Origin of the sequence: Pseudovibrio sp. POLY-S9, assembly GCF_001431305.1 — a bacterium.
In the GTDB taxonomy this organism is placed as follows: domain Bacteria; phylum Pseudomonadota; class Alphaproteobacteria; order Rhizobiales; family Stappiaceae; genus Pseudovibrio.
Genome location: NZ_LCWX01000002.1, coordinates 1 through 9,943, shown reverse-complemented (window position 1 = coordinate 9,943; position 9,943 = coordinate 1). Strand labels below are relative to the sequence as shown.

Here is a 9,943-nt window from a genome sequence, read left to right as displayed (position 1 = left end):
ATTTTGCAGTGAAACTGAGTAGATTTGCTTATTATTGTTCCTGAACAGCTTCGTCACGGGTTTAGCCGTCGTGACTTTCAACTTGTCATCACGGGAGATAACACGATCTCCAACCTTGATGTCTTCGATGTTTTTATAGCCGTTGACGGTAAGAACTGGTGTTCCGGCAATAAAGCAAAGAGCTGGTCCAGAAGCGACACCAGAAACAGAACGAGGTAGTTTATGATAACTCAGTTTTCCAGCATGTTTCAGGATAGCGTATCCACCTACAGCTATCTCAAGAACGGCTGCTCCTGTTTCGATGTTGCTGCGCATTTGAGCGGCTTCTTCTGCGCTCAAACCACCTGCGATCAGGAGCTGCTCCATGGCAGACACAACTTCAGGATCACCAGTCCAGGCTTGCTGCACCCCTTCTACAGTTCTGTTAACTGCGACGGTTCCTGAAGCTAGTGCTGCAACACACGCCAATGTTCCCGCTCCAGAACCACATATTCCAACAACTGCTGCTATCTCTGTGGCACCTATGGCGATTTGCCAACGCCCGTTACTTTGAACGATTGAACCAATCAGCTCTCGACTTGCCTCTTCTGAAGTGAGTTTGCCGGACTGCATCTTCTGATAGGCTTCGAGAATGAACAAATCGAGATTCTGAGTTGCGTTTGTGCCAGTCAATAGCGTTGCCGGATCAACGTTGAACTCTGGATTGCCAATGCGTCCTGCAACCGCACCTACCTCAATAATACGATCCCACTGAAGATAGTTTTCAATCTCATAGAGGATCGCGCTACACTGAGCGCTTGGGCCCTGACTACAGATATCATGGGCAGCAAGAGTTTGGTTCTTTGACACCTCTCGCCAGTCATCAAGTTGCTGGTTGAGCGCTGCAATTTCCTCGTCAGAGCAATTTGCACTCAACGCGCCGCAAGCCAGTTTCTTGCGCATTAGTTCTTCGACTATCGCAATCTGTTCATGATTAAGATAGTTGTTTTCGTGCAGTGATGCACCAATGTCGCCACCGAGCTGAGCATCGTCTACATCCGCTCCGCGCAGCAGCAAGGCAGCCGTGGTGATGAGGCGTTGCAGTTCAATTTGCTGGTCTGCACTTAAGTTCAATCCACCAATGGTGGAGCTGGTTAGTTCGGCAACCGTGGCGGCAAGCGCCCCGTCTACAAACTCACCACCAGAAAGCTCAGCAGCGAGCCCGCCAAAGGCAGCATGTGCGATGATTTTCTCAAGGGAGCCCTCTTCGAGTTCGTAATCTACAGCAATGTTACCAATTTCATTTTGAATGGCAGCCAGACCAGACATGACCATGGCTCGCGACCAACCCTGGATCAACTCATCCTCTAGTTTGCCGCCATTGATAGCTGTGCTAACGGCAGCGCCAACTGTTGCATTGATCAGGCTGGTTTGCAGCTTATGCGTGAAGATTTCGAGTGAGGTTGCTGTCTCTGGATTGAACTTATCCAATCCTGCAACTTTTGTCAGGCCAGCGCTAACCCCGGCAGTGACCATTGTAGTCGCAAGTGAGCGCAGCGCCTCATCGGATCCGAGTTCGTCAAGAACGTTCCCGATATCACCCTTGTTATTGATAAGAGAAACAGTTGCACGTGAGGCAAGAGACTTCATGCCAGCAGCAAGGGCTGCTTCGAGGGCAACCGCAGCTGCAGACCCTTCTGCAATACCCAAGGCTGAAACAACTGCACCTGCAGCCGTTCCTGCTGCGCCAGCAGTGGCAAGAGTTACGGCCAGTGCAATCAAGGCCGCAGCTGGTGCTGTCAGCCCCTCCTGTTTATAGTCCCAGTTCTCCAGAGCGGCCTGAACAGCATCCCATTGAACCCGGTTGTCGTCGCGAAGCTGCGCCATCCAGGCGAGTTCAGGTGACTTGGCAAAGGCGTCAAGCGCTGCATTGAGGTCACCATTGTCTTCATATTCAACGGTAATACCATCACCCGCAGTGAAGGTGATTGTACCGCCTGCCAAAAGCTCATTGTGGATGATGTTTTCTGTCAGTGAGCCGTAATTCTTTGCAACAAACCACAGGCCATTGTCCGTGTAGGTCTTGGTGTCCTCAAACTCCACTTCCTTGGCCACACCCATGGTAATAGAGCCGTTTTCCGCGGACAGGTTGATGTCTTCGCCTGCGGTCAGCTGTGCACCAGCCACATAGATGTCACCGTTTTCGGCGACGAGCTCCAGATCTTTGTCTGCCTCCAGCTTGGAGGGATCAATCTTGGTGGTGTCTGTCACCCGCTCATAGTCATCACGGAAGTAACCGAAGAGGCCTGATTTCTTGCGAATGATTTTTTTATAGGTGCGATCTGTGTCCGGCAGGATCACCAGAGAGTTGCCGGCAGACAGATGCAACTGATCTTTCGAAAGAACCGATGCGCCCTTGACGAGAATGTTGTTGCCTGCGTTGATCGCTACGTTGTTACCATCAATGACACCGCGGACCTTTCCGAACTCATTGTATTCGGTGCTGTTTTCGATCTCACCGCTGTCGATCGCTCCAAACAGGCGGGACTTAGTCTTCTTATAATAATCGAGGTGCTTAAGTTCTTCAGAGGCCGTTTGCAGGCGAATGTCATTGCCCGCATCTAGCTTGATGCTGCCTTCGGCCTGAATGAGGGCGCCCTTGTTGGAGATATCATGCCCGGCTTTGAGCTGAACCGGTCCATCTGCGGCAGTAATGGTACTGGTTTTTAAGACACCTTCTTCGTCAAACTTCTTTTTGTGAATGTAAGCCCGATAGAACCCCCATTTATCACCGCGCTTATCAGTGTCCTGCCAATCCTTTGTGGTGTATTTTCCGGTCGCCGCGTCATTGAGAATGTCATTGCCAGCCTGAAGATAGACAAACTCGTCTGCTGTCAGTTCAGAGCCGATATTTTTTAGATCGCGGCCAGCATAAAGCGACAAGCCTTTACCGGCCTTGAGAGATGCCTCTTCAAAGGTAAAGCCTTCCTTGCCGCAGGCTGCGCCCAGGCAATCATGGTCCTCTTGTGTAAGTGTGAATGTTTCTTTCGTCGCCTCATTGATAATGTCGCGACCTGCAAAAATAGAAAGGGGACCTCCTACAGAAAGGGCCCCACCAGTGTTGGCGAAATCATTTTCAGCAATAAGTGTAGCATTGCTTTTATTCAACGCCAAAGATGCGTTACTAATTACAATGTCATATTGCGATGAAATAGATAGTTGGGAAGTATTAATATTAATAATATTGGGTACTTCATAATTGTCATTTAACTTAGTCTTTTTCGTGTACTCTTTCGTACTGCCTTGTAATATATCACCCTCTATAGAAAGTAGTTTAAAATCTTCTTTAATGTCCTCGGTTAGGTAGATATCTGCAAATTCACTATCTTGAAGTTCGATGGTTCTTTCGGTGCTCAATAAGAGCTCGCCTTCAGAAGAAAGATCTGCTGGCGAAATTCTCAGATCGCCATCTGCGTGAATGGATAAATTACCAGCACTGGAACTGATACTGGTCTCTTTTTGGATTAGAAAATCTCTTTGAGAATCGGTAATTACATTCCAAGTCGGAATTATTTGACTTGGCGGGTTCTCTGTATAGACCTCTGAATGGCTCTTTATTGAATATTTGTCAAACGCTGACGCAATCTCAACATCGCCCTGAGCCGATATCGAAATGTCGTTGTTGGCGGTAATGTTGGCTCCCAGGGTTGCAAATTTACCGCTACTTTTGAGAGCCATACCTTTACCAGCTGACAGAACCGCCTGCTCAAGTATGGCGCCTTGCTTGCCGCAGGTCTCTTCCGTGCAGTCATGCTCGGCGGTCAGGGTAACGTTCTTTCGCTTGGCTGTGTTGGTGATATTGCCACCGGTTGTTACTTTCAGCTCCCCGGCAACTCGGAACACAGCGGTATTAGCAAAATCACCGGCAACATTGATGTTCAGATCACCGTCAAAGTTTACATCAGATTTCCGCGCTCCCGTTTCACCTGCGACAATTTCAATCTGCCCAGACTGAATTGTGGTTTGGCCTGCGTCAATGAACAGTTTGGCCGCATTGAGCTGGGCTACACCTGTTGCTGTAATCTGAGCTGCAAGTGCTGTCGCTGTATTGGCAAGATCGAGATTGCCCTTGCTGTGAACCCCAAGACTGGCAGAACTTTTGATTGCATTATCCAGTTTTACGCCCAGTCCGCTTTCATTGCCTATGATGCGGATATTACTGCCTTCCATGGCACCAAAACTGGTGGCGCTGACGGCGTATTCACTGCTGCGAGCTTGCGTGCTTGGCGCTGTCGCAGATTGCTGGCTACCGTGCTGGTAGAGCTGCGCTCCACCAGAAGCGGTGATATTGCCACCTGCCTTGACAGTGCCATCAACAACCACGTGTCGGCCCACCAGAGCCACATTGCCACCGGTGTTAGTAAGGCCGCCGCGGCCGACCTTCACCTGACCTTTGCTGACCCGCAAGGCCACATCAGCACCGTTGATTTCAACTGCACCACTGGAAAGTGTTGCCGTGCCGGTGTTGATGAATGAACAGCCGTTACAGGTAATGCCGTTCTGGTTGGCGATGATCACATCGGCCTTTTGACCAAACACTTCCAGGGTGCCCGCCAGTGAGCTGGCCGAGCCATTGACTTCATTGACAATGGTAGACGCGCTTCCGGATGTGGTCAGGTTTGGGTTGGCCTGAACCGTTCCGCCGGTCTGAGACGTACCGGAACTGATAGCGTTGTTAAAGATCGCACCTGCTGTCGCATTCAGGCTCTGATACTTGTTGTGTGAGACACCAGCATTGGGTGCGACAATGTTGATCGTCGGTTTGCCGCCTCCGGAGGTTGTTATGCCTGGCTGATAGCTTCTTGGCGCAGAAGGGTTCGGTACGATCCCCTGTCCGTAAGAAATCACCGGATGCATGATCATCATGACCGAAGCGAAGCCGGTGAGGGTGTGACCAAGGAACGACGCAGCGCGGATAAACATAGGCAAACCTAAACTTGAATCAAAGAACCGAGTATTTGTTACCTATCCTCAACTCGAAATTGCAACGATAAATGTAGGATCGTTGCATCTTATGAAGAGAAATTTACACCTAGAAAAGTTTTGCGCTCACTGTCAGGCCAAGCTGATAATGGTTATCTTCCAGACGCTTTGATCGGAACACCGGCGTTGCAGCATAAAAACTCAACGCCAGATCATTGTAGCGGGTGCTCAGGCTCACGCCCGCTGACAGACCATAATCCGTTTGAGCACTAGCTATGTTGCGCACTACGCCGCCTTCTGCAAACAGGGACGGCCTTGTGGTGATCAGTACATCCTGTAGCGCTTTGCCAAACTGGCTTTTCCAGTCCAGATCTTCAGGACCAAGTGGGTTGGCTATGCTCAGTTCAATAGTACCAGTCATGCCTTGCTCACCACTGACGCTGAGCCCGCCGAGGCCGCGCATGCTGGCAATCCCACCGAGCGACAACTGATCCCTGGAAAATAATGGCGAACTGGCATATTGGCCCCGCAGATGGGCAAACAGCGCCAGGTTTTTATTCAGACCTTTGCGGTACACCGCCTGGGCATCGAAGATAGCGAACTCACGATGGACAGCGCCTGGGCTTTTACCAGCAAATTCGAGCTGATGGCCAACTTTAGCTCCTGCCTCTAAAAGCAGATAAGAACCACTGGCAAAGAACTCGCTGGCAACGCCTGTCCTAAAGCCGACCAGCTCCTGAGCGTTGAGCTCACTGGTGTTGATGAACCGGCGAAGCTTGGAATAATCCGCTTGCGTCTTGACATAAAGCTTGCGTGTTGCTGAGCGCTTCACCAATCTGTCTACGGACAAGGAGGCGGCAAGCGTGGGAGAATACAGCAAGCTGGAACTGGTTAGCACTTGTGCATTGTCGCTGTAGCTTAACGACGCTGAGGTATCCCAGTAGCCATAAGGAACCCGCAGGCTGGCAGACAATGAGTTAGATGAGTTGCTACCCGAATAACCAACAAACCACGCTTCGTTGAGCCCGAGCAGATCATCCTGCTCAAACAGCACATCAACTGTTTTGTTGGTAAAGCCCAGACTGCGGTCATAATTGGTACGCACCGTCAGCCGGGTTTCATCTTCGATCTGGTTTACAAGACGTAACTGCGAGCCGCCGATCTGTTGACCAGGTGCAATATCAAGCTGCACATTGGCAGAGGCCAATTTATTCATCTGGTCCACGCCCTGCTCAATGTCACGGAGTTGGAGCAGCTCTCCCTGTTTAATCGGCAGGGCCAGCTTGATTTTGCGTTTTGGTCCGTCCGTTAAGACCTCACCACGCACCTCAGCGTAGGCAATGTCTTCAACAATCCCTTCGACCACAACCACATGGAGCTTGCGGCTTTTAATGTCCTGATCGGGCAGATAAGCCCGGCTGGTGATCAGGCCTTTCGCTACATAAGCCTGCGAGATCGTCACCAGCAGATTGTCAATATCTGCCAATCCCATACAGGAATTGGCATAGGGAGCAATCAGTCGTTCGACCCCCTGTTTAGACAGTTGCGTGGCACCCTCAACGTTGATCGCATCGATAGGAAAACAGGGGGCTCCGGACACGTGTGGCTGCAAGTCCGGCGTGGCGCCAAGCTTAACGCCTTCCTCAGCTTCATTGGCCCGTGTGCGGATCTGCTGCTCCTCGCGCTCGCGCAGCAGCCGGTCCGGCTGGTTTTCTGCAAACTGAGCAAGTGCTGAGCCTGTAAACGTGGTTAGGATGGCACAGCCCAGCAAGCATATTGCAGACTGGGCAAGGCGCGTTTTGAGATTGCAGCTCATCTTAAAGCACCTCACCAAGCCAGCCAATGTCTGCCCGGGTCGGATCAAGCGCTATGCGATCACTGGTGATACGAACCACATTATCCGGCCATTCCACGCCTTGATCGCCAAATACGTTTGTGTCTTCAAGTGTAAGAACACCACCTGAGACAAACCGGATCTTGCCTTTACTGCTGAACACAAGGGCCTGTTGCTGTTGGTGCAAGGTCACAGGCGATGCGCCGGCAAACATATTGTGCGGCCCGCCAGGAAGATTGAAGTATTCGACATAATTGATGGGCTGAAAGGTGATCTCAGGCGCGCTGATCTGAATACCTTCCGCACCGTTTAAAACACCTGCGCGAGATAAAAAATGTTCAGTTGCTGTGATCTTAAGCATCCCGGTTGCGCTCACCTGGCCACCGTCAAACGTAAGCGAGGACTTTGCCTTAGTCCGACAGATAAACCAGAGGCAGGATTGCTTAAACCGGGCACTTCCCAACTGGCGGGCAGAGTTTTCAACTCCTCCGGCGGTGAGAGTTACATCGGCACCATTAATCTGGCCGCCGATGTTGCGGATCTGATTGGCCTGCAGACTTACATCGCCAAGGCCAATGATCTGGCCGATTTCCCGGCCCGCTGCATATGTGCCATGGTCTTGCCAGCGCTTTTGGGAACTCACGAACAGTTTTGAACCACGGGAAGTTTCTCTTTGCTCTGAGACGGACCGAGTGCCTTTTAACAGGTTTGCAATCTGGCCGTTCTCAGCGCTTAAAGAAATGTCATTATTGGAAAGTAACCGACCACTGTCGTTGCGAATGTCACCACCAGCGTTCACATAAAGTTGCCCGTTCTTGGCAAACACAGCACCAATACTGGTTTCAGAAATCGTGGCGTTCAGAACATCTCCACCAGCATCAATTGACACAGTGCCATTTGCGTTCAGGTCGCCAAAGGTCTGACTTTCACCTTCAATCAATCCGCCGTAATTGGCAAAATCACCGCTGACCTTGAAACTGAGCCCTGCTGTTTTGGAGGTCAGTTGCGAGCGAAAATCACTGCTGCTGGCAAGGGTGAAACTTGCCCCCTCATAACTTTGTCCAAGATCTGCTGCTACAATTGTCTGGCTCAAGCTTATGGCACCAGTTGCCAGAACACTGAGACGCTCCCGGGTGGACAAGGTAAGATCCTTGCCAGAAATGCTACCAGCTGCAAGGATCAGCTCTTTCTCACTTTCAACCGTAGTACCAGTAAGCTCTAACCGGTTTGTCGCTTTGAGCTCGGTGTAGCTGCCAGAGCTGCGAAGCTGTCCATTGCTGATTGTGGTTTGCTCTCCAAGAAGCGATAAGGCACCACCACTGGCAATGCCAAAGCTGGACTGATGCGCACCTTCAAGCTCTGCCTGCGAGATCGAAAGGTCTTTTCCGGCGTGCAACCAAACAGCCTCCTCCGTTGAGCTTATCCTGGCTTTGCCTTGTTCTTGACCGGCAACTTCAATGTCCCGGGCAGTCACAATAACGCTTTTTTGTGCCTCAACAGTCCCTGTTGTTGAGATCTTGCCATCTGCACTTAAGATGAAGTGGCCGGCTCTTGCCAGCCCGCTGCCCGCCATGTTGACTGCAGCTCCAGAACCATCGGCACTTACCGTAATCTGGCCACCAGACAAATGCGCCCCTGCAGAGATCAACAGTCGTACATCTGTCGCATCAGCCTTTTTATGGTGTGACAACCAGTTTTCAGTACTGGCATCAACGTCAACCTGTCCCAAAGCTGATTTTACGGTTAAAGCGCCAGGGCCTGCATCTATGTCTCCTGAAATGGAAACGCGTTTTGCAATCAAAGCCAGCGCATCGAGTGCTCCGGTTAAGCCTTCTGGACCAACTTCAATATCGGTATCACTGAGGTTAAAACGCCACTTGGTACCCAAAGCCCCGGCACTTGCCCCGCCAAGGATCAACGCGCGTCCTGTATTGACAAATCCGCCACCGTTCACCGTGACCCCGTTGGGATTGGCAAGTATCACATCTGCCTTTGCGCCTAAGACCTCAATCTGCCCTTCAATCAGAGACCGGTTCTGCGAGGTGACCTCATTGATGATCGTGCGCGCACCAACGCCGGTGTTATCAAGCTCAGCGCCAACCTTTGGAACATTGAAGTCGCTATAAGTGTTATGGGAGTAGCCATTCCCATCTGCGGGAGCAATGTCCACGTGCAGTTTGCCGCCGCTGCCTACGCTCACAGATGTGGCTGTCTTCCCATCAATGCTGATGGATCCCGCCAGGGATACAGAACAGCCGGACAGCAGGGCAGCGGTTGTCAAAAGCCATTTCCGCAAAGTCATGAAGTGCACCAAACCGGGTAAATCTAGAAATATGCGCTTGTAATAATTACCTAGCAGCGCAATTCATAGGAAAACCTGCCTCTAATAACCACCTTTTTCTGAAGGACAGTTCGTGCGCTCTTTTTTCCAACATAGCTTTAGTCGATTGCAATCAACTCCGTATTTGATTGCTCTGATGCTGCTTTGTACGTCCGCAACAGCGAAAGAAGTAACTACCGAACCAGCTGGCCCGCAAAGTGACTGGCAGATTTTATGTGAGGCAGTCACTGAAACCGCAGGTAACGGGCAGAATTGCCGAATGTCACAAACGCTGATGGATGGGGAGCAAAAAAGATCTCTGCTGGTCGCGCGCGTATTCGCTGGAAAACAACCCTCGCTGCTCGTGCAGGCCCCGCTTCAGGTGTTTTTAAAGGCCGGAGTTGTCGTACAGGTGGATAAAGGAAAGAGTTACGCATTTGCCTATGAGTTTTGTAACCTTGATGGCTGCTACGCTGGTATTCCGCTGCCGAAGTCTCTTCTGAATAGCTTCAAGCGTGGGAAAACCGCAATCTTCAGCATCAGGGATATTCAGGGCAATCAAGCAAGTTTCGATATCTCCCTAAAGGGGTTCACAAAAACCTTCAAAGAGCTCAGAAGCAAAAACTAATGCAGAAACAATAAGCTGCTATCAATGTCACGTCAGAAAAACAATGGATGTTTGCGAGGACTGTGCCTGCTCTTCTGCCATTCGCACTTAAAGTGGGTCGGGACTTATGATTGCAGGCTGGTCGGTAGAGTCGGGGAGAGACGCGCCCTGCGGTAGATGAGGGGAGTAGCTGTTGACCGGCTGCTTTCGCACACTGCCG

Annotated in this window: 4 protein-coding genes; 1 reads left to right on the top strand and 3 read right to left on the bottom strand. The window is 50.9% G+C overall.

Annotated elements, in window-relative coordinates; translation table 11 throughout:
* The 3 genes from PPL9_RS00050 to PPL9_RS00040 form a co-directional block, all read right to left on the bottom strand.
* Nucleotides 1-4,962, bottom strand: a 4,962-nt coding sequence (locus PPL9_RS00050) for a DUF637 domain-containing protein (protein ID WP_082596406.1), incomplete at its 3' end; no start/stop codon positions are given.
* 109 nt (nucleotides 4,963-5,071) lie between these two features.
* Nucleotides 5,072-6,778, bottom strand: a complete 1,707-nt coding sequence (locus PPL9_RS00045) for a ShlB/FhaC/HecB family hemolysin secretion/activation protein (RefSeq protein ID WP_057460728.1) — start codon at nucleotides 6,776-6,778, stop codon at nucleotides 5,072-5,074.
* 1 nt (nucleotide 6,779) lies between these two features.
* Nucleotides 6,780-9,098 (bottom strand): filamentous hemagglutinin N-terminal domain-containing protein, encoded by a 2,319-nt coding sequence (locus PPL9_RS00040; protein WP_152986545.1) that lies wholly within the window; start codon nucleotides 9,096-9,098, stop codon nucleotides 6,780-6,782.
* A gap of 175 nt (nucleotides 9,099-9,273) precedes the next feature.
* On the opposite strand from PPL9_RS00040, the gene PPL9_RS00035 reads away from it, so the two are divergent.
* The gene (locus PPL9_RS00035; RefSeq protein ID WP_152986544.1) at nucleotides 9,274-9,744 is read left to right on the top strand and encodes an invasion associated locus B family protein; all 471 of its coding nucleotides are present in this window, start codon (nucleotides 9,274-9,276) and stop codon (nucleotides 9,742-9,744) included.
* Nucleotides 9,745-9,943 lie beyond the last annotated feature (199 nt).